At 57.0% G+C, this 20,637-nt stretch carries 21 protein-coding genes; 15 read left to right on the plus strand and 6 right to left on the minus strand.

The window, feature by feature from the left end:
* Positions 1 to 39: 39 nt before the first annotated feature.
* The gene (locus ACR0JI_RS12835) at positions 40 to 354 is read right to left on the minus strand and encodes a hypothetical protein (protein ID WP_480474447.1); all 315 of its coding nucleotides are present in this window, start codon (positions 352 to 354) and stop codon (positions 40 to 42) included.
* 206 nt (positions 355 to 560) lie between these two features.
* On the opposite strand from ACR0JI_RS12835, the gene ACR0JI_RS12840 reads away from it, so the two are divergent.
* Together ACR0JI_RS12840 and ACR0JI_RS12845 are read left to right on the plus strand one after the other, a co-directional pair.
* Positions 561 to 1,154 (plus strand): HD domain-containing protein, encoded by a 594-nt coding sequence (locus ACR0JI_RS12840; protein WP_480474445.1) that lies wholly within the window; start codon positions 561 to 563, stop codon positions 1,152 to 1,154.
* Positions 1,155 to 1,165: 11 nt separating this feature from the next.
* Positions 1,166 to 1,879, plus strand: coding sequence for a hypothetical protein (locus ACR0JI_RS12845; RefSeq protein WP_480474443.1), 714 nt, complete (start codon positions 1,166 to 1,168; stop codon positions 1,877 to 1,879).
* A gap of 33 nt (positions 1,880 to 1,912) precedes the next feature.
* On the opposite strand, the gene ACR0JI_RS12850 is transcribed toward ACR0JI_RS12845, so the two are convergent.
* On the minus strand, positions 1,913 to 2,467 hold the full coding sequence (locus tag ACR0JI_RS12850; RefSeq protein ID WP_050604676.1) for an ActR/PrrA/RegA family redox response regulator transcription factor: 555 nt from the start codon (positions 2,465 to 2,467) through the stop codon (positions 1,913 to 1,915).
* An 81-nt stretch (positions 2,468 to 2,548) separates the two neighbouring features.
* The gene (locus tag ACR0JI_RS12855) at positions 2,549 to 3,175 is read right to left on the minus strand and encodes an SCO family protein (protein ID WP_480496376.1); all 627 of its coding nucleotides are present in this window, start codon (positions 3,173 to 3,175) and stop codon (positions 2,549 to 2,551) included.
* Between the two features lie 90 nt (positions 3,176 to 3,265).
* Here ACR0JI_RS12855 and regB point away from each other — a divergent pair, with 90 nt between their 5' ends.
* The 10 genes from regB to ACR0JI_RS12905 all read left to right on the plus strand — a co-directional run bounded on the left by regB (position 3,266) and on the right by ACR0JI_RS12905 (position 15,871).
* Positions 3,266 to 4,663: a sensor histidine kinase RegB gene (gene regB / locus ACR0JI_RS12860; RefSeq protein WP_480496378.1), complete on the plus strand. Its 1,398-nt coding sequence runs from the start codon at positions 3,266 to 3,268 to the stop codon at positions 4,661 to 4,663.
* A 65-nt stretch (positions 4,664 to 4,728) separates the two neighbouring features.
* The gene (locus ACR0JI_RS12865; RefSeq protein ID WP_480496380.1) at positions 4,729 to 6,234 is read left to right on the plus strand and encodes a PAS-domain containing protein; all 1,506 of its coding nucleotides are present in this window, start codon (positions 4,729 to 4,731) and stop codon (positions 6,232 to 6,234) included.
* A 42-nt stretch (positions 6,235 to 6,276) separates the two neighbouring features.
* On the plus strand, positions 6,277 to 6,750 hold the full coding sequence (gene tsaE / locus ACR0JI_RS12870; RefSeq protein ID WP_480496382.1) for a tRNA (adenosine(37)-N6)-threonylcarbamoyltransferase complex ATPase subunit type 1 TsaE: 474 nt from the start codon (positions 6,277 to 6,279) through the stop codon (positions 6,748 to 6,750).
* Positions 6,747 to 7,751 carry an aminoglycoside phosphotransferase family protein gene (locus ACR0JI_RS12875; RefSeq protein ID WP_480496384.1) on the plus strand — a complete coding sequence of 335 codons (1,005 nt, stop codon included), beginning with the start codon at positions 6,747 to 6,749 and terminating at the stop codon, positions 7,749 to 7,751. Before tsaE ends, ACR0JI_RS12875 begins: the two co-directional genes overlap by 4 nt.
* Positions 7,748 to 8,434 (plus strand): nucleotidyltransferase family protein, encoded by a 687-nt coding sequence (locus tag ACR0JI_RS12880; protein ID WP_480474431.1) that lies wholly within the window; start codon positions 7,748 to 7,750, stop codon positions 8,432 to 8,434. Before ACR0JI_RS12875 ends, ACR0JI_RS12880 begins: the two co-directional genes overlap by 4 nt.
* Positions 8,427 to 11,351: a double-strand break repair protein AddB gene (addB, locus tag ACR0JI_RS12885; protein ID WP_480496386.1), complete on the plus strand. Its 2,925-nt coding sequence runs from the start codon at positions 8,427 to 8,429 to the stop codon at positions 11,349 to 11,351. The genes ACR0JI_RS12880 and addB overlap by 8 nt, the downstream gene beginning before the upstream one ends.
* A complete protein-coding gene (gene addA, locus ACR0JI_RS12890) occupies positions 11,348 to 14,707 on the plus strand; it encodes a double-strand break repair helicase AddA (RefSeq protein WP_480496388.1) in 3,360 nt (1,119 codons plus the stop codon). The genes addB and addA overlap by 4 nt, the downstream gene beginning before the upstream one ends.
* A 60-nt stretch (positions 14,708 to 14,767) precedes the next feature.
* Positions 14,768 to 15,088: a thioredoxin gene (trxA, locus tag ACR0JI_RS12895; RefSeq protein ID WP_480496390.1), complete on the plus strand. Its 321-nt coding sequence runs from the start codon at positions 14,768 to 14,770 to the stop codon at positions 15,086 to 15,088.
* Positions 15,089 to 15,161: 73 nt separating this feature from the next.
* Complete coding sequence (locus ACR0JI_RS12900) at positions 15,162 to 15,512, plus strand: Lin0512 family protein (protein WP_480474426.1); 351 nt, start codon at positions 15,162 to 15,164, stop codon at positions 15,510 to 15,512.
* Entirely contained in the window at positions 15,509 to 15,871 is a 363-nt protein-coding gene (locus ACR0JI_RS12905) for a Lin0512 family protein (RefSeq protein WP_480474425.1), read from the plus strand. Before ACR0JI_RS12900 ends, ACR0JI_RS12905 begins: the two co-directional genes overlap by 4 nt.
* A gap of 62 nt (positions 15,872 to 15,933) precedes the next feature.
* Here ACR0JI_RS12905 and ACR0JI_RS12910 read toward each other — a convergent pair whose 3' ends face one another.
* On the minus strand, positions 15,934 to 16,128 hold the full coding sequence (locus ACR0JI_RS12910) for a DUF1127 domain-containing protein (protein WP_209505251.1): 195 nt from the start codon (positions 16,126 to 16,128) through the stop codon (positions 15,934 to 15,936).
* Between the two features lie 197 nt (positions 16,129 to 16,325).
* Between ACR0JI_RS12910 and hslV the strand changes: the two genes are divergently transcribed.
* Positions 16,326 to 16,883, plus strand: a complete 558-nt coding sequence (gene hslV / locus ACR0JI_RS12915) for an ATP-dependent protease subunit HslV (protein ID WP_480496391.1) — start codon at positions 16,326 to 16,328, stop codon at positions 16,881 to 16,883.
* Here the strand turns inward: hslV and ACR0JI_RS12920 are convergent.
* Both ACR0JI_RS12920 and ACR0JI_RS12925 read right to left on the minus strand, forming a co-directional pair.
* The gene (locus tag ACR0JI_RS12920) at positions 16,875 to 18,116 is read right to left on the minus strand and encodes an MFS transporter (RefSeq protein ID WP_480496393.1); all 1,242 of its coding nucleotides are present in this window, start codon (positions 18,114 to 18,116) and stop codon (positions 16,875 to 16,877) included. The genes hslV and ACR0JI_RS12920 overlap by 9 nt on opposite strands.
* A gap of 104 nt (positions 18,117 to 18,220) precedes the next feature.
* On the minus strand, positions 18,221 to 18,622 hold the full coding sequence (locus ACR0JI_RS12925) for a DM13 domain-containing protein (RefSeq protein WP_480482580.1): 402 nt from the start codon (positions 18,620 to 18,622) through the stop codon (positions 18,221 to 18,223).
* A gap of 197 nt (positions 18,623 to 18,819) precedes the next feature.
* On the opposite strand from ACR0JI_RS12925, the gene hslU reads away from it, so the two are divergent.
* Positions 18,820 to 20,127, plus strand: coding sequence for an ATP-dependent protease ATPase subunit HslU (gene hslU, locus ACR0JI_RS12930; protein WP_480496395.1), 1,308 nt, complete (start codon positions 18,820 to 18,822; stop codon positions 20,125 to 20,127).
* A 311-nt stretch (positions 20,128 to 20,438) separates the two neighbouring features.
* A partial coding sequence (locus ACR0JI_RS12935; protein WP_480496397.1) for a dTDP-4-dehydrorhamnose 3,5-epimerase family protein occupies positions 20,439 to 20,637 on the plus strand: 199 nt, incomplete at its 3' end.

Below are 20,637 nucleotides of genomic sequence, written 5' to 3' on the forward strand. Positions count from 1 at the left end.
CAACTTTGAAGACTGTTACCGGAAGCTTGGTGGCCGCTTTCAGCTTGGCGTGCCTTCGATTTTTATCTTTGGTATCGCTTCAAAAAAATCGGTGCCAACGGCAACAATACAACTGATTCCGTTCGCATTGGTTACCAAAACGGTATAGCTGCCCGTTTCCTTCGAGGCCCACACCTCCATCACAGACTGCGCGTCGCGCGTCTTTTGCAGGCCGCCAAAGGCCAATTCCTCGGCATAGTTTTCCTGCAATTTGGTGACGATGTCGCCGCGCTCTGCACAACTCCGGGCAAAGGCTGGTGGGGCGGTCGCAGCCATTCCAAAGGTCAGGGCAATGGCGAATAAACGCTTGAACATGACAAACTCCTATCGTTTCGCGTTTCACGGTCGAGAGGAGCACACCGGGAGAAGCATGTGCCCCCCTCGGTTTTGATGTCGGGATCATGGCGCGCCGTTTCAAAGCACAAATGCTCAAGAAACTGTTGGCAGCAAGTGATCCAGACAGGTACATCATAGCACAAAAATATGGCGCAATCGCGTCCGGTCAGGCGAGGCATAGCAAAATGGCAACACAACCCAGGGCATGGCAGCGCATGTTATCGGGGCGTCGGCTGGATCTGCTGGACCCGACCCCGGTGGATATCGAGATCGAAGATATCGCGCATGGGCTTGCTTTTGTGGCACGTTGGAACGGGCAGACACGCGGCGATTTCGCCTATTCCGTGGCCGAGCATTCCCTATTGGTTGAGGAACTCTTCGGAAGAATTGCGCCCAAGACACCCGTCAAATGGCGGCTGGCAGCCCTGTTACATGATGCGCCGGAATACGTGATCGGCGACATGATTTCGCCGGTCAAATCTGCCGTGGGCCCCGGTTACGGCGCGCTGGATGACCGGTTGGCGGCGGCGATCCACATCCGGTTCGGCCTGCCCGCTGAAGTGCCGAAAACGGTGAAACGGCAGATCAAAAAGGCCGACAAGATCAGCGCCTGGATGGAGGCAACCCAGATCGCAGGCTTTTCCGAGGCCGAGGCGACGAAATTCTTTGGTCGCCCGGATAAAGCGGTGATGGAGGGATTGGAGATCACGCTTAGGCCACCGGTTAAGGTGCGGCGGGCATTCTCTGATCGGTATAAAGTTTTGTTGTCAGAGTTTTAAGGACAGTTTGAGTGATTAAGTTTTTTCTTTCAGTTAGTTTAATATGCTGTGCTGCATTCAAGGTTTCCGCATCACCAGAAGACGATGCAAAGTACATTGCAAGTCAATTTCTACTGGAAGAACAGATTCTTACGTTGCGGAAAAATGCCTCAATATATTATGTTGAATACCTCAAGGAACTGTTGGGTAAACACAACATCCGTGTAACAGACACTAAGCGCCTTGTAAGCCTTGTACCCGAAGAAATTACGGATATTGCCATCAACGGGCATCTTGATGAAATTGCGCAATGGCAACTTGATGCATACACCACACAGCAGTTGAGCAAGGTCAAAGAATTTTATCTCACCGGCACTTGGCAGAAACTAAGAAAGCTAAGTTACAAAGAATGTAAGGCTGGATGGGTAGAAAAAACTGTCATTGTTCCACAAGTGCACGGATATGAAGAAGCCCGAATTCAAAGACATCTTTCCCCAAAAGAGTTCCAGAGTTATCTGGATTTCTTTGGCAGCGAAACCGGAAAAGCCTTTGGTAAACTGCATGAATACGAGGTTGTGTGCAGTGAGCAGTATACATCTACAAACGTTTTCATACTAAGACGTGGAGAAACAACGTTAAGAACAGAATTTGTACTTAGTGCGCTTAAAACAAAAGGGCTATTTCAGTTCTCAAACCCAGTTGCCCGTAAAGAGTTTATTGCAAAAATCGAGAGTGAGATTCGATAAACCTCACTCTGCGAACAAACGCTCGATTTAAATTCACCGCGGACTGCGCTTCGCCAAAATCCGCTGCAAGGTCCGGCGGTGCATGTTCAGCCGCCGCGCCGTTTCGCTGACATTGCGGTCGCACAGCTCATAAACGCGTTGGATATGTTCCCAGCGCACACGGTCCGCGCTCATTGGGTTTTCCGGCGGCGGGGGCAGTTCGTCACCTTTAGCCAGCAGCGCATTCGTGATGTCGGTGGCGTCGGCGGGTTTCGACAGATAATCGGTTGCGCCGATTTTTACCGCGGCGACTGCGGTCGCAATCGCCCCGTACCCGGTCAGAACCACGACCCGGCTGTCGGGGCGCTTTTCGCGCAGAACCTCAACCACATCCAGACCATTGCCATCCTCCAGTCGCAGGTCAACAACTGCGTAAGCCGGTGGGCGGGCGGTGGAAATTGCACGACCTGCGGCGACGGATCCTGCGGTTTCAACCTCGAACCCACGCTTTTCCATGGCCTTGGCCAAACGTCTCAGGAACGGCTCGTCATCATCCACCAAAAGCAGGGATTTGTCAGGGCCGATATCAAGCTGAGAACTGTCTGCCATATGTTAGGTCTTTCCGCTATTTCATGCCTTTGGCTTAAACATGAGTAATAGCAGCGCAGAAACAAAGGTCAAACAACCTTGTTAATGCGCAGCCTGGTCCAGAAAGCACCCGACCTTGTCAGCCATCTGTTCGGCCGTGTCATCGCGCTTGAAGAATTCAAGGAAACCATGTTCGGGCGTCACCAGATAGGTGAAGGTGGAATGGTCAACAAGATAGAATTCGTCGCTTTTATCCTGTGCCTTGTAAAAGGTCTTGTAAGCCTTGCTCGCCGCCCTGACCTGTTCGGGTGAACCGGTCAGCGCAATCGTCTTACCGCCAAGATTGAAGGCATAATCATCCACAACCTCGGGCGTGTCCCGTTCGGGATCGATCGAGATGAACAGCGCCGTTGCCGACTGCCCGCGCTGGTTCAGGATATCCACGGCCTCAACATTGCGGGACATGTCAAACGGGCAGACATCAGGGCAGAATGTGTATCCGAAATAGACAAGTGTGGGTTCGGTGATAACGTCTTTGTCGGTCACCGTCTCACCTTTGCCATTCACCAGTTCAAACGGCCCGCCGATTGCAGCGGTCCCCCCGGCGATCTGCCCGGATCGGCACTGTGCAAACTGGTCGACGGATCCGCCCCCACGCGTCAAAAGCCACATCGCACCTAGGCCAATAGCCAGAACGAGAGTTGCAAGAATTGCGTATAGGCGGGTCATTTCGGTTTTCCGGTCGCAAGGAGTTGTTGATCGTTTCGGCCGGGACACCTAACAAGATGACCAGCCTTTGCAACAGGACATAAGCGACCAATGGCAGATTCCAATCAGACTTTTTGGCGCGGCCAGGAACGCAGCAGCTGGATCCGCCTGCGCACTCTGATCCTGTTGCGATGGGTTGCCATCTTTGGTCAGATCACCGCCATCACCGTGGCCCAGCAATACTATCATGTGCAGCTGGAACTGGGCCTGTGCTATCTGGCCATCGGGATCTCGGTCATGGGTAACCTGACCGCCATTCTGTTGTTTCCACAGAATAAGCGGATGTCCGAGTTCGAAAACTTCCTGATGGTTCTGTTCGATCTGTTGCAACTGTCGATCTTGCTGTATCTGACAGGCGGGCTGAACAACCCCTTTGCCCTTCTGCTTCTGGGGCCGGTCACGATTTCTGCCAATGTGATGAGCACACGGTCGACCTTGATTGTCGGGGCTGTTGCAATTGTTCTGACCACTTTGCTGGCGGAATTCCACCTGCCGCTGCGGACCAACATCGGAGTGTTTCTGGACATTCCGGAAATCCTGCTGTTTGGCAACTGGGCGGCTATCATTATCGCCATCGTCTTTATCGGTGCTTATTCTCACCGCGTCAGTTCCGAGGTTCAATCCATGTCCGAAGCGCTGGCTGCCACCCATATGGCGCTGGCCCGCGAGCAAAAATTGACCGATTTGGGTGGCGTGGTAGCCGCTGCCGCGCACGAGTTGGGCACCCCCTTGGCCACGATCAAACTGACAAGTGCGGAACTGATCGAAGAGCTGGACGACCGTCCCGACCTCAAGGAAGACGCCGCCTTGATCCGCGAGCAGGCTGATCGGTGCCGCGACATTTTGCGCGATATGGGTCGTGCCGGTAAAGATGACCTGCATTTGCGGCAGGCTCCGCTTTCGACGGTGGTGAACGAAGCCGCCGAACCGCATGTTGACCGCGGCAAGGTCGTTCATTTTTCCGAAGGCCCGACGCAGGGCGGAGACGTGCTGCAACCCTCGATCCTGCGAAAGCCCGAGATCATACACGGGCTCCGCAACCTGATCCAGAATGCCGTGGATTTCGCCCGCGCGAATGTCTGGGTCGAAGCCGAATGGACAGACAGCAGGATCACCGTCAGCATCATGGATGACGGGCGCGGCTACCCGTCGCACATGATTGGACGCATCGGTGATCCCTTCATGCGCCGCAGACGGGCCGAAGCCGACCTGCGGACCCGGCCGGAATACGAAGGCATGGGACTGGGACTGTTCATCGCAAAAACGTTGCTGGAACGCAGCGGTGCCGAGCTGAAATTCGCAAATGGCACGGACCCGTATCAGCATCTGACTGATCACAAGGACCGGACAGGCGCGATCGTCAAAGTCTCGTGGCCACGCAACCTGATTGACGCGCAAAAGGGTGACACGCCGGTTCCATCCGGTTCCAACAAACGCATTCAAGTATGAGTTAAGGAGCCGTTAACCTATCCTGCCCATAGTCAGCCGGGGTTTGTTCTACCTTGGGGATATTCATGGCCGACTGGATCATTCTGGCCGCGATCAGCCTGGTATCGGGATGCTTTGCTGTGCAGTGGTTATTGCCACGCCAGACGCGACGCGACGATGTCTTTGGTTTGTTTTCGACAACATCCCTGTTCGATGCGGTATTCCTGTTTGATGGTGATCACCTGATCAGCCACTCCGATATCGCGCTTGCCGGGTTCGAACATGTTGGAAGCTGGCAGGACTTGCGCCGCCTGCTGCAAAGGGATTTCCCCACCTTCCCCGAAACACCCGAAAAGGTTCGTGATCAAAATGTACTGGTAATCTCGGCCATTGATTGCACAGTCGAACGCGAAGTCGTGTGTGAATGGATCGACGGGATTGTCCGCGTGCGTCTGCACGAACCGGCCAGAATTTCTCCGACTGGGTCAAACACGCTGAGTGAACCGAGCCGTCTGGCCATGGAACAGGCCCCCTATCCGGTATGGTTGCTGGATCACAACAGCCAGGTGCAATGGTGCAATGCGGCTTATGTCACGCTTGTTCGCCGGGCGCGTGGTCAGGATGCCGATCTGACTGCCCCGCTGTTTCCGGGCTCCTCTGATGCGCCGTCGCTTGGAAAATCAAGGGTTTCGGTAGATGTGACTGGGTCCAACAGCAAGTTGTGGTTCGATCTGACGCAGATCGAACAGGAAGACGGGCGGTTATGTTACGCCACAGACATCAACGCCATTGTCGAAGCGGAAACCGCGCAACGCAAGTTCGTGCAGACCATGACCAAGACGTTTGCTCAACTTTCGATCGGCCTGGCCATTTTCGATCGCAACCGGCAACTGGCGCTGTTCAACCCGGCCCTGATCGATCTGACCACGTTGCCGCCGGATTTCCTCAGCTGCCGCCCGAATATCAGCAGTTTCTTCGACCGGCTAAGGGATCAGCACATGATGCCAGAGCCCAAGAACTACCGTACATGGCGGCGTCAGATGAACGACCTGCTCGAAGCAGCCGAGGGCGGCAATTACCACGAAACATGGTCGCTGCCCTCTGGCTCGGTTTATTCTGTAAGCGGCAGGCCGCACCCCGACGGGGCTGTTGCGTTTCTGTTCGAAGATATTACGGCCGAAATCACGTTAACGCGCCGCTTCCGGTCCGAGATGGACTTGATGCAATCCATATTGGACAAGCTGGCCGATGCAATCGCTGTATTTGCCGATGATGGCACCCTGGCCCTTACCAACTACGCCTACGAAAAGCTTTGGGGCGACGCACAGGAAATCGGCTTTCAGACAGACACGGTCACCGATGTCACGCGGCGGTGGCAGGACCATTGTGTTGCTACGCCGATTCTGGGAGAGATCCGGGATTTCGTCGAAATGCGGGATAACAGGGCGGAGTGGACGGCTGAAATCCGGATGCGGTCGGGCATCACTTTGGACTGCACGGTTTCACCGGTTCATAACGGTGCGACGATCGTGCGGTTTGCACCCGTGGATCTTCTGACAAAAACCGCCCCGTTGAAACAGATCAGCGCCTGAACCGGGGTTGCAGCCGATTGGGCAGAACGTCATTGTGGCGCCATGACGACGCCCCCCCAAACCCTGACCTTCAGATCGCCCGATGAAACCGCAGATTTTGCGACCCGTGTCGGGTCTTCGCTTGATGCCGGGGATGTCCTGTTGCTTAGTGGTGCAATCGGCAGCGGCAAGACGCATTTCGCACGCAGCCTCATTCAATCACTCATGCCTGAACCGGAAGATGTGCCGTCACCCACATTCACTTTGGTTCAGACCTACGACACCCCGGCCGGTGAGATCTGGCACTGCGATATTTATCGGCTGAACGCGTTAGAGGAAGTGGATGAACTGGGTTTGGTCGATGCCTTTGACACAGCAATCTGCCTTGTGGAATGGCCGGAAAAGCTGGGCGCACTAGCCCCTGCCGCTGCGTTAAAGCTGGCCTTCGAAACAGACCCTGACACAGAAGATACCCGCCACGTGTCCTTGTCATGGGCCGATCCGAAATGGGTAAAAAAGCTGGAGAATGCCGGATGACAAACAGGACAGTCCTGGCAGAAGCCCTTATTGCACAAACTCCTTGGGCCGGGGCAACGCGTGCACCACTGGCCGGCGACGCATCGAACCGCCGGTACGAACGTGTGACCGATCCGGTCAGTGGGCGAACGGCTGTCCTGATGGATGCGCCACCTGACAAGGGCGAAAGCGTCGAATCGTTTGTGCGCATTGCCGAGTATCTGCGTTCGATTGGACTGAGTGCGCCCGAGATTTACGCAGAAGACGCTGAATATGGATTTCTGCTGCTGGAAGATCTGGGTGATGATCTGTTTGCACGTGTTCTGAAAAAAGACCCGTCCAAAGAACGCCTTTTGTACGAGGCCGCAACAGACGTGTTGCTTCACCTGCATCAGGCCCCATTATTGTCGCTACCGTCCTACGACCCGGCCCTGATGACGGACCTGGCGGCGCTGGCGCTTACGAAATATGCCGCTGGAATTCAGGGCAATGTTGATCAGGACGTTCTGGACCGGTTCGAACTTCGGTTTGCCGATATTCTGCACCGTGAAACCTCTGGGGGCAAAGTTGTCATTCAAAGGGACTATCACGCGGAAAACCTTCTTTGGCTGCCCGAGCGCGACGGCATAAGGCGCGTCGGATTGCTGGATTTCCAATTGGCCATGCTGGGGCACCCCGCCTATGATCTGGTGTCCTTGCTTCAGGACATTCGCCGCGATGTTTCGGTCGGGACAGAAATGCAGATGATCAACCGTTATATTGCAGGGTCAGGTATGGATGATCACGAGTTTCGGACCGCGTACAGCGTATTGGGCGCGCAGCGAAATCTTCGCATCCTTGGCGGTTTTTCGCGGCTGGCAACCGATTACGGCAAGCCGCAATATCTGGACATGATCCCGGCGGTCTGGTCGCACCTCATGCGGGATCTGGAACACCCTGCCCTTGTTTCGGTGGCCTCGCTGCTGCACGACGCTCTGCCCCGACCAACACCTCAGAATTTGGCCAGGCTGAGGCCCCAATGACCGGATCACCCTTTGCCGTAATGTTGTTTGCCGCCGGGTTTGGCACCCGTATGGGCGCGTTGACCAAGGACCGACCCAAACCGCTGATCGAAGTGTCCGGGCGCGCCCTGATCGACCACGCGCTGGATCTTGTCGACAACCTTGGCCCTGTTCGCACAGTGGCAAACGTGCATTACCACGCCGATCAGCTCGACGCGCATCTCAGGCCCAAAGGCATTCTGATATCGCCGGAAGAGCCGGAGATTTTGGAAACCGGCGGCGGGTTGCGCGCAGCCCTGCCATTGCTGGGCACCGACCCTGTGTTCACACTGAATACCGACGCAATCTGGTCCGGCCCAAATCCATTGATGCTGCTGCAAAACGCATGGGACCCGTCCCGCATGGATGCGCTTTTGATGTGTGTTCCGACTGCGCAGGCCATTGGTCACGACAGGCCGGGTGATTTTACCGCCGATCAGGTGGGGCGGATCACGCGTGGGCCCGGCTTGGTTTACGGGGGCGCGCAGATCCTCAAGACACAAGGGTTGCACGCCATTTCGCAACCGGCGTTTTCGTTGAACCTGCTTTGGAACCAGATGCACGATCAAGGGCGTTTGTTCGGCATTGAGTACCCCGGTCGCTGGTGTGATGTGGGCCACCCAGATGGGATCGCTCTGGCCGAGGATTTGCTGGCAGATGTTTGACCCCGGACCCCTGCCCCGCGTCTTCGCCGTCCCGCCCGGTACGGATTTCCCCAAGGCGTTGGTCGACGGCCTGAGGCGGCGTTGTTCAGGCCCGCCCGAGGCTTTGGCGCGGGTGGGGCTGGTGTTGAACACGCGGCGTATGGAACGGCGCGTACGTGATCTGTTCAATCAGGGGCCACCATGCCTGCTGCCCCGCATATCGCTGCTAACCGATCTGGGGGACAACGCTGATCTGGCGCATATTCCACCTGCCATCCCGCCCCTTCGGCGGCGTCTGGAATTGTCTCAGCTGGTGGCCAAATTGTTGGAACAACAACCGGATCTGGCCGCCCGGTCGTCGATTTTTGACCTGTCCGACAGTCTGGCGGCGCTGATCGACGAAATGCAGGGCGAAGGTGTGTCACCGGACACGATCCGGGGGCTGGATGTCAGCGACATGTCCGGCCATTGGGCGCGGGCTCAGAGCTTTATCGGTATCGCAGATCATTTCATTGACACGGGCTCGCAGGTGATGGACGCGCAGGCCCGCCAACGTCGCGTGGTCGAAAACCTGATCGCCCGCTGGCAAACCGATCCCCCCCTGCATCCGGTTATTCTGGCCGGGTCAACCGGTTCGCGCGGCACCACGCTGATGCTGATGGACGCCGTCGCGCGCTTGCCGCAAGGGGCGCTGGTACTGCCCGGATACGATTTCGACCAGCCGGATCACGTTTGGGAAGGGTTGGATGATGCGTTGACTTCGGAAGATCATCCGCAATACCGGTTTCGCAAGTTGATGCGCGGGCTGGGCCTGTCACCCGGCCAGATCACCCCCTGGACAGACCTGAACGCCCCCTCGCCTGCCCGTAACCGTCTGGTTTCCCTGGCTTTGCGCCCGGCCCCGATCACCGATGCCTGGATGAGCGAAGGCCCGAAACTGGCTGATCTACTCGGCGCAACCAAAGACCTGACACTGGTCGAGGCGCAATCACCGCGGGACGAGGCTTTGGCCATTGCCCTGCGCCTGCGACAGGCTGCTGAAACCGGTCAGACCGCCGCCCTGATCACGCCCGATCGCATGTTGACCCGTCAGGTCAGCGCCGCGCTGGACCGGTGGAACATTCTGGCGGATGACAGCGCCGGCCTGCCGCTGCAACTCTCGCCTCCGGGCCGGTTTCTGCGACATGTGGCTGGTCTGTTCACGCGCCGTCTGGAGGGCGAGGCGCTGCTTACCTTGCTAAAACACCCTTTGTGCCATGACGGCAGTGAACGCGGTAACCATTTGCTGCACACGCGTGATCTGGAACTGGACCTGCGCCGCAATGGCCCGCCATTTCCGGATGGCACCAGCCTCGCAGCATTTGCAGTACGCAAAGAAGCCCCCGAAAGCTGGGCCCACTGGGTTGTTCACCACTTCTGCGATCAACAGATCTGTGGCGAGTTGGCGCTTTCCGACTGGGTAGATCGGCTCACAACACTTGCCGAGGCGATCTCGGCCGGCAGTGCAGGTGAAACCGGCACGCTTTGGGACAAGAACGCGGGTCAAAAAGCGCTGGCAGTGCTGAATTCCCTCAGGGATGAGGCGCAACATGGCGGGCCGATGACAGCCCATGATTTTGCCGATCTTCTGGGCGCGTTGCTTGCAGGGGAAGAGGTCCGCGACCGCGACGCGCCACATCCGCATATCATGATCTGGGGCACACTCGAAGCGCGGGTACAAGGTGCGGACCTGTTGATCCTTGGCGGATTGAACGAAGGCAGTTGGCCAGAAGCTCCGGCTCCTGACCCCTGGCTGAACCGGCAGATGCGTGACAAAGCGGGGTTGTTGCTGCCCGAACGGCGGATTGGCCTGTCGGCGCATGATTTTCAACAGGCCATCGGCGCGCCCGAGGTCTGGCTAACCCGCGCAACCCGCTCGGACGATGCGGAAACGGTGCCGTCCCGTTGGGTGAACCGGCTGACAAACCTGTTGCAAGGCCTGCCTGAGCAGGGTGGCCCCCAAGCGCTGGCCGAAATGCGCGCCCGTGGCCAAAACTGGCTGAATTGGTCCGACGCTCTGGAAGACGCGCCGCGCATTGACCCCGCGCAACGCCCATCCCCGCGCCCGCCAGTTGCCGCGCGTCCACGTCACCTGTCAGTAACGGAAATCAAGCGGCTAATTCGCGATCCTTATGCCATCTATGCCAAGCATGTGCTGCGTTTGAAACCTCTCGACCCGCTTGTCCAGGCACCCGACGCGTTGCTGCGGGGGATCGTAATCCACGAAATCCTCGAACATTTCGTCAAGGATAGCGTGCTCGACAACGCCTTGCTGACGCGTGAGAATTTCCTGAAGCGCGCGCACGCATTGCTGGAGCAGCATGTCGCCTGGCCCACGGCGCGGCACCTGTGGCTTGCGCGACTGGAACGGATCGCAGACGACTTTATCAGCGCCGAACTTTCGCGCCGGGGTGATGGCGGGCCAGTGGCCTTTGAAGCGGCGATGAAGCTGGTGCTGAACCCGCTGGATTTCACCATAACAGGGCGCGCCGACCGGATCGATCACAACAGCCGGGGGGCCTTGCGGATCATCGACTATAAAACCGGCGCGCCTCCGACAGAAAGCCAGCAGTCCAAATTCGACAAGCAATTGCTGATCGAGGCCGCAATGGCCGAGCAGGGCGGTATCGAAGGGCTTGACCCGATGGCGGTGGCAGAGGCGATCTTCATCGGGATGGGTGGTGCCTATAAAGAGGTGCCCGCGCCGCTGCTGAAAGAACCCGCCGAGAAGGTTCTGGCCGAACTAAAAGAGCTGATTTCAGCCTATTTAGAGCCTGATCAGGGATATTCATCCCGCCGAATGCTGCACAAGGATACGGATATCGGTGACTATGATCATCTGGCCCGGTTCGGCGAGTGGGACCGGACAGCCGAAACGCGCCCCGAGGACCTGGTATGAGCGCGCGCAACGAAGCCACCGAACGGCAGGTGCAAGCCGCGCGACCCGATGCCTCGACCTGGCTGGCCGCCAATGCGGGGTCAGGAAAGACACGGGTTCTGACCGATCGGGTGGCGCGCCTGCTGTTGGGTGGCGTCCAGCCACAACACATTCTTTGCCTGACCTATACCAAAGCCGCTGCCAGCGAGATGCAGAACCGGTTGTTTGACCGTCTTGGCAAATGGGCCATGCTGGAAGATGCCAGGCTGCAAAAGGACCTGGCCGAATTGGGCGTGACTGGCACCATCGATTCAGATCGATTGGCCCAAGCGCGCACCCTGTTTGCCCGCGCCATTGAGACGCCGGGTGGCTTGAAGATTCAGACAATTCACTCTTTCTGCGCCTCGTTGCTGCGTCGTTTCCCGCTCGAGGCCGGGGTCAGCCCGCAGTTTTCGGAAATGGAAGACCGTGCGGCAGCTTTGCTAAGGGAAGAAATTGTTGAAGATTTTGCAGAAGGCCCGCAGGCCGGGCTGATCGAAGACGTGGCCCGGTTTGTCACCGATACAGGCTTTGACAAGCTGACTGCGGCGATCGCCCAAAAGCGCAACCTATTCGCGCAGCAACTGGATTGGCCTGATCTGTTGCAACGCTTCGAACTGCCCTCGCATTTCGACGATAATGCGTTGTTTCAAAGCGTTTTCCTGGGTGGTGAGGTTGAGCTGATCCAGTCAATTTTGCCCCTGTTGCTCGAAAGTGGCGGCAATAATGCCAAGGCAGCGGCAAAGCTGGCAGGGTTCACCGAAGCACGATTGGCTCACTTGCCCATGCTGGAAGACGTGCTGCTGACAGGAAAAGGCGCAAAAGAACCGTTCACCGCCAAGATCAACGGCTTTCCCACCAAACCCCTTCGCGAAGGTGCGCTGGCGGACCGGATGCCTCAACTCGAAGCTCTCATGCTGCGGGTCGAAGCTGCACGCGAACGCCGGCTGGCGCTGGTTGCAGCCCAGAAAACCGCTGTATTGCACCGCTTTGCCGCTGCATTCCTACCGGAATATGAACGCCGCAAGCAGTTGCGGGGGTGGCTGGATTTCGACGATCTGATCCTGCGCGCACGTCAGGTTCTGAATGACCCGGCAGTGGCCGAATGGGTGCTATACCGTCTGGATGGGGGTATCGACCACATTCTTGTCGACGAAGCGCAAGACACCAGCCCCGATCAATGGGATGTGGTCGAAAAACTGGCTCAGGAGTTCACCAGTGGGGAAGGGGCCCGATCAGGGGTCGAGCGCACGATTTTTGTGGTCGGCGACAAAAAACAATCGATCTATTCCTTTCAGGGCGCCGACCCGCAGGCTTTTGACCGGATGCAGGAGGAGTTTGACCGAAAACTCACGGAATCAGGCTCTAAACTGTGGGGTTCGACGCTGGAATATTCCTTCCGATCCTCCAGCGCGATCTTGTCTCTGGTCGACACGCTTTTTGATAACCGAACCGATGCAGGATTTCAGAAGGAAAGCCAGCACCGCGCCTTCAAATCCGATTTGCCCGGTCGGGTTGATCTTTGGCCCGTTGTCGAAAAAGTCGAAGACGCGGAGGAGGGGGACTGGACTGATCCGGTGGACCGACCCGGATCACGGCATCATACCGTTATTCTGGCCGAACGGGTGGCTGCGTCGATCAAAAAAATGATCGATGGCGGCGAAACGATCCCTGAAGACGGGGACACACAGGGCCAGTTTGTTCGACGCAAAGTGCAACCCGGTGATTTTCTGATCCTTGTGCAACGCCGGTCCGACCTGTTTGCCGAAATCATTCGCGCCTGCAAGGTTGCCGGGCTACCCATCGCCGGGGCGGACCGGCTTAAGGTGGGGGCCGAACTAGCGGTCAAGGATCTGGCTGCGCTGCTTGGCTTTCTGGCGACGCCCGAAGACAGCCTGTCGCTGGCGACAGTTCTGAAATCCCCGCTGTTCGGATGGTCCGAGCAGCAGCTTTTCGATCTGGCCCATCGGCGGGAGGAGCAATTCCTGTGGGCTGCTTTGCGCAAACGCGCTGACGAATTCCCCGAAACCCTGGGCGTGCTGAACGATCTGCGCAGTCAGATCGACTTTCTGCGCCCCTATGACCTGATCGAACGCATTCTGACCCGACATAACGGGCGGCGAAACCTGTTGGGCCGACTGGGTCCCGAGGCTGAAGACGGTATCAATGCCCTGCTGTCGCAGGCGTTGGCCTACGAGCGGACGGATATCCCCAGCCTGACGGGATTTCTGGTCTGGATGCAGACCGACGATCTGGAAATCAAACGACAGATGAGCGGGGTCGGCAATATGATCCGGGTGATGACGGTGCACGGCTCGAAAGGTCTGGAGGCTCCGATCGTCATTCTGCCGGATACCGGCAAACGTCAGCCGCCACGCGACGCCGAAATCATGGTGGCAGACGGGACACCGCTGTGGAAGGTTTCGGCAGACCAATCGCCAAACCTGATCACTCACGCCCGGTCAGAGGCGCGCACCCGCGAGGAAAACGAACGGCTTCGCCTGCTATATGTGGCTCTAACACGGGCCGAAAAGTGGCTGATCGTGGCGGCGGCGGGTGATTTGGGTAAAGATGGCAACAACTGGTACCAGATGGTAGAAGCGGCGATGGAAAAGGCCGGGGCAACGCAACTGCCTGGTTCAGATACACGTCGGCTGTCCCATGGCGACTGGGATGGGTTGCCATTGGTCGAGCAGTCAGTTGCATTGGCCAAACATGCAGAACTGCCCGACATGTTCCTGCACCCCGCACCAGAACCAGTTGTACCGGCGGCCTCTATCAGCCCTTCGGATCTGGGTGGGGCCAAGGCGTTGCCGGGTGACGCTGGTCTGGATGAAGACGCTGCCAAACTGCGCGGAACCCGCGTGCACCTGCTGCTTGAGCATCTGCCCAAAGTCACGCAGAACCACTGGCCAGAGCTTTGTGCCCGCCTGCTGCCCGAGGTGAGGCAAGAGGATCAGGGCGCATTGCTGACCGAAGTCACAGGCGTACTGGCATCCGAAAGCCTGCGACACATTTTCACGCAGGACACATTGGCCGAAATACCTGTTACTGCCGACCTGAACGGGCAGCGAATGTATGGGATTATCGACCGCCTGATCGTGACAGACACCGAAGTCCATGTGATTGATTTCAAATCAAATGCCACCGTTCCGAACCGGGTCGAAGATTGCCCCGAAGGGTTGCTTCGCCAAATGGGCGCGTATGCGCAGGCCCTGTCGCAGATCTATCCAAACCATAAGATACGCACCGCAATCCTCTGGACAAGAACGGCAAATCTTATGTGGCTGCCACACGATCTTGTGACGGATGCCCTGGCCTGCACCCAGATATCTTGACCTTGCCTACTGCCGCCCCTACCTTCACAACCCAAGCGCATTTCATTCAGGAGACATAATATGTCGACCGTAGCCGTCACCGACGAAACCTTTGACGCCGAAGTCAAGAACTCGGACGTTCCAGTTGTAGTGGATTTCTGGGCCGAATGGTGCGGACCCTGTAAGCAGATCGGTCCGGCACTGGAAGAGCTGGCCGCCGAATATGGCGGCAAGGTCAAGATCGCCAAGGTGGACGTGGACAACAACCCGAACTCTGCCGCCGCCATGGGCGTGCGCGGCATTCCGGCGCTGTTCATCTTCAAGAACGGTCAGGTTGTATCGAATCGCGCAGGCGCTGCCCCCAAAGCCGCGCTGCAAAGCTGGATCGACGAATCCATCTAATCTGGCGATAACGAATTGTTCGAAAGGCGCCTCTGATCGGGGCGCCTTTTTTGTTGAATCGGCGGGGAAACCAATGGCGAAAACGCGCGTTCTTGTAGAGTTCGGGATGGGCACATCCCTGCGCCGGATGGACTATACCGAGGCGTCGCTGCGGGCGATCAGAGACGCGCTGTGGCACAACTCGGTCAATATGGCCGAGCTGTTTGGTTTCCCGAAAGAGGTGATGATCATCGATGCCGAGATCGGCGTGCAGCAGCCGGATCAAGTGGATACAGACGCCCTCAAAGCCGTTTTCCCTTATGGCCAGCCCAACATTACTGTCACAAAGGGTGGGCTGGACATCGAAAAACCGCATGGCGACGGCCACACGGTCATCGCCAACGCCGCACTGATCGTTTCTTGCGACATGGACCCTGCGCAATGAGTGAAAAGCGGATCATCCTGGAAATGGGCACCGGCAATGACCTTTATGGTCAGGATTATACCAAAGCAGCCCGCCGCGCGGTTCAGGACGCGCTGCATCATTCATCCATCACGCTGTTTTCAAAGCTGGGGATCGATCACAACGAAATGCGCGTGCGTGTGACAATCGGCGTTCAGAATCCGGAACAGGTGAACTGCGAGCTGGTTGCTGCCGACTTGCCACGGGGCCGGGCCGAGGTTCGCGCGGTCAAAGGTGGTCTGGATGTCGCCGATGAAGAGACTGGCACTCTGCACGTCATTGCAACTGCTGCGGTCGAGGCCTTTTTGCCCGATCTTGCCGGGAAATACGCCCAGGGCTGAGCAACGAAAAAGCCGCTCGGAAATCCGGGCGGCTGGTTCGGTTTGACGATCTGTCGGTTGGATCAGATTTTAGCGATATCCGCGCGGCTCAGACCGATATCGTCCAGCTGCGTGTCGCTGAGTTCCGACAGAAGGTTCCGTGTTTTACGGGCTTCATTCCATGCGACAACATTGTCGAATGCATTGATGAAAACGTCCGCCACGTGCAGGATGGTAGCTGCTCCGAGCGGCGCATGAATATTAGCTGTAGTTGCCATGTGCGCAGTCCTTATTGAAGAAACAGCCGACCCGTCGTCGGTTGTGAGCCTCATCTAGTACCGCTTGGCCGGACTCACAATTGCTGGTCCGGTAACCCCGAATTGCATTTTTTGCATATCTTTTGGGCAGTTTGGCAATGGGTTGCGCCAACAACAGGTCCGGCCCATATATACCGCCAGCAAAAGCGGAGACGATCATGGCAGATAACGACTTTCCCGGTTGGCACGGCACAACGATTATCGGCGTCAAGAAGGACGGTCATGTCGTCATTGCCGGCGACGGTCAGGTGAGTCTGGGTCAGACCGTGATCAAGGGCACCGCGCGCAAGGTGCGTCGCCTGTCTCCCGGAGGGTTCGAGATCGTGGCAGGTTTTGCCGGATCGACAGCGGATGCCTTCACGTTGCTGGAACGGCTGGAAGCCAAGCTTGAGGCTACGCCCGGCCAACTGGCCCGCGCCTCAGTTGAACTCGCCAAGGACTGGCGCACAGACAAGTATCTGCAAAAGCTTGAGGCGATGCTGATCGTGACAGACGGCAAGGATCTGCTTGTCATCACCGGGGCAGGGGATGTTCTGGAACCCGAACACAATGTGGCTGCCATCGGGTCGGGAGGCAACTTCGCTCTGGCCGCCGCGCGTGCCATGATGGACAGCGACAGATCCGCAGAGGACATCGCCCGGCAATCCATGGCCATCGCAGCAGATATCTGCGTCTATACCAATGGCAACCTGACGGTTGAGACGATCTCAGGCTAAAAGCGCTTTGATCTCTTTGCCTTTCCATCGACGGTGCATGCCGATCAACCCCAGGACCGCCGCTACGATCACGATGTAATAGGGCACGCGGATATCGATGCTCATCAATCCGCCACCGATCAGTGACATGATCCCGCCCGCAAGGCAGAACACGGCAGTGGCCACGCCCATGGCCCAGCCCTGATCCGCCTCGCTGACGCTTGAGGAGAACAGGCCCAACAGCGTTGGATAGGCGACCCCGAACAGGAAATAGAAGAAAAACACCGGGACATAGCTGAATACACCGCTTGGGCTGAAGGCAAAGGCAAACCCGCAAATGACCATCACCACAAGCGACGTGTAAATGATCGCGTGTTTGCTAAACCTTTCCTGGGCAGGCTTCACCAGGAACGTGCTGGAAAAGGCCAGCGCCACACCGATGACCACCATCGCCACGCTGCCCCCGATGACCCCATACCCGAATGCGCTGGTTAGGAAATTGTCGACAAACACGTAGAATGTGACATTGGCGATCATGAAAAACGAATAAACCGGCAGGATTTTCAGAACCAGTGGGTGTTCGCCAACTGCGATCAGGCTGTCGGTAATATCACGGGGGCGAAACACAAAGGGCTCGCGCTTGGTTCGGGTGTCCTTGAAAAAGAGCAGCACCAGAAATATCGCCACCAGAACCAACACGAACGCGCCATAGAACGGGGTTTTCAACGTGGCAAAGCCGCCGAATAACGCCGAATCCGACAAAACCGCGCCTATGATCGGCCCGCCGACAAGGCCAAAGCTAACACCTGTCACGATGTAGCCCATGTTTCGGTCCCGGTCAGACGCGTCGGTGCTGCCATCGATCATCGCCGCCTGCGCGATGGGCTGATTACCCGCAGTGAACCCGGTAATCGAACGGCCAACGATCAGCAGAAGCAGGTTATTGAGATAAAGCGCCACAATGGTCAACGCATATCCGGCCAGCGCCCCCCCAAGGCAGACCAGCAATGCATTCTTTCGCCCAATCGAGTCAGACACTTTCGAGACATAAACAACGCCCAGAAACCACGACAGGAAAAAGCATCCGATCACCAGACCATAATAAAAATGCCTGCGGCCGACAGGCGTGCTTTCCGGCAGGAAACCGGAGCTCGTTTCCATGATCAGCGAGTTGATGATGGGAAAGACCAGACCTTGTCCGATCAGGTCCACGAACACCACGAACAGCAGGGTGATCTTGGCAATTTTCGTCATACACTCGCCCCGTGCTCAAATGCTTTGGGGCGAGTGTAGCAGATATGCGCCGTGTCAGCTAACGACGGATTAGAGGCCGGATGATCCGGCCTCTGTCGTTCAGATTATTTTAGCGACGCAACACCCAGCGGGACGCCAGCGACCTCACACCAGATGTAAACTTCGTTGTAGCCCGAGATGTCCATAGTTGGAGGCACCGCATAAGATTGCTTGCCTTTCAAATTCAGCAGTGCACCCAGCTTAGATGACGGGTCGTATTCGCCATCCTTACCGAATGCCACACGCGGGTCGGGGCCACCGTCCAACGAAAAGTCGTTGCCTAATTCAACGATATAACGATCGCCATCCTTTTTTACTTTGACCGAGCCGCTGGTTTCGTGCTTCGAGCGCCCCTCGAAATGACCCTTTTTCTTGTCACCCCCGGCCAAAGCCGCATTGGTGCCGACCAGAGTCAGAGCCGCGCCAGTGGCAGCCGCGTTCAGAAAAAGTGAACGACGAGTCATCATTTTACGTTCTCCATTAGATAAGTGCGGGCGACTTTGCCCGTTGACGCAGACTATGCGCAGCAAATATCTGTGTGGCGATTAACATCACCTCGAATTTCCGTGTTCGGTTCGTGTGTTGGCGTGAGTTTTTTGTGATCAGCTTGTGTTTTCGCAGCTTATGATTAGGTTCCGGTGCGAAACAAACGGATAGAACACATATGACCGACCTGACCCCGCGCGAGATTGTCTCGGAACTGGATCGTTTCATTATCGGGCAAAAGGATGCCAAGCGCGCCGTGGCCGTTGCACTGCGCAACCGCTGGCGCCGCAAGCAGTTGCCGGACGATATTCGCGAAGAGGTGTATCCAAAGAACATCCTGATGATCGGCCCCACCGGTGTCGGCAAAACCGAGATCAGCCGCCGTCTGGCCAAGCTTGCGCGCGCACCCTTTATCAAGGTCGAAGCCACGAAGTTCACCGAGGTTGGCTATGTCGGTCGCGACGTGGAACAGATCATCCGCGATCTGGCCGATGCCGCCATTCTGCAAACTCGGGAATTCATGCGCGAAGATGTCAAGGCCAAAGCCTATCAGGCCGCCGAAGACCGCGTGATTGACGCCATCGCTGGTACGGATGCCCGTGAAGGCACACGAGAGATGTTCCGCAAAAAGCTCAAGTCGGGTGAGCTGGATGAGACGGTCATTGAACTGGACGTCGCGGACAGTTCAAACCCAATGCCGATGTTCGATATTCCGGGACAGCCTGGCGGTCAGATGGGGATGATGAATCTGGGCGATATCTTCGGTAAGGCGTTTGCCGGGCGCACTGTTAGAAAACGTCTGACTGTCGCCGAAAGCTATGACGTGCTGATCGGAGAAGAGGCAGACAAGCTGCTGGACGATGAGACGGTCACCCGCACCGCATTGGAATCGGTGGAGCAGAACGGCATCGTTTTTCTGGACGAGATTGACAAGGTCTGTGCCCGCACAGAATCGCGTGGTGGTGATGTAAGTCGTGAAGGGGTGCAGCGCGACCTGCTGCCTCTGATCGAAGGCACAACCGTCTCGACAAAGCACGGTCCGGTTAAAACCGACCACATCCTGTTCATCGCATCCGGTGCGTTCCATATCGCCAAACCATCAGACCTTCTGCCCGAATTGCAGGGTCGTCTGCCCATCCGGGTAGAGCTGCGCGCGCTGACCGAGGAAGACTTCGTGCGTATCCTGACCGAAACCGACAACGCATTGACCCGTCAGTACACGGCCCTCATGGCCACCGAAGAGGTTACGGTTGGGTTTACCGAGGATGGTATTGCCGCCCTGGCGCGGATCGCAGCCGACGTGAACCAGAGCATTGAAAACATTGGTGCGCGGCGACTTTACACAGTCATGGAACGGGTCTTTGAAGAGCTGTCATTCACTGCACCAGACAGGGCCGGAACAGAAATAACTGTCGACGCACAATTCGTGGACGACAATCTGGGTGAATTGACCAAATCAGCAGATTTGAGCCGTTACGTTTTGTAGCAGCTCGGATCCGATACTGCCGCTTTTCTGCGTTTCTTTCATCCGCTCTTTCGTTCCAAGCAAAGCGGTTTACTATTTGTGTGATTATATTTATGGCCACCGGCAAGGACTGGACAACCAGAAATTTAGCAAAGAGCCCAATCAAGAAGGTCGCCGAAACCATCAGACGCATAACTCGACAAAAGAGCTTGCCCATTCAATTTGTTCGCGCAGTCAGTTAACTACGCTCTGAAAATTTCGAATCGAAGTCACATTTCATACACGTGTGGCAAAGCCAAAACACAGGCAACAGGTGGTTGAGGTTAGGTGTTATGGAGATTGAGCAGACGGGGTTGTCGGGTGTGTTGGTTATTCGCCCGCAGCGGCATGGGGATTTGCGCGGGTTTTTTTCTGAGAGCTGGAACAAGGCGCGGCTGGAGGAGGCTGGGGTTGTGTTGCCGGAATTTGTGCAGGACAACCATTCGCTGTCGTCCGCGGTGGGGACATTGCGCGGCCTGCATTTTCAGGCGC

The organism is Ruegeria sp. N10, from assembly GCF_056531545.1.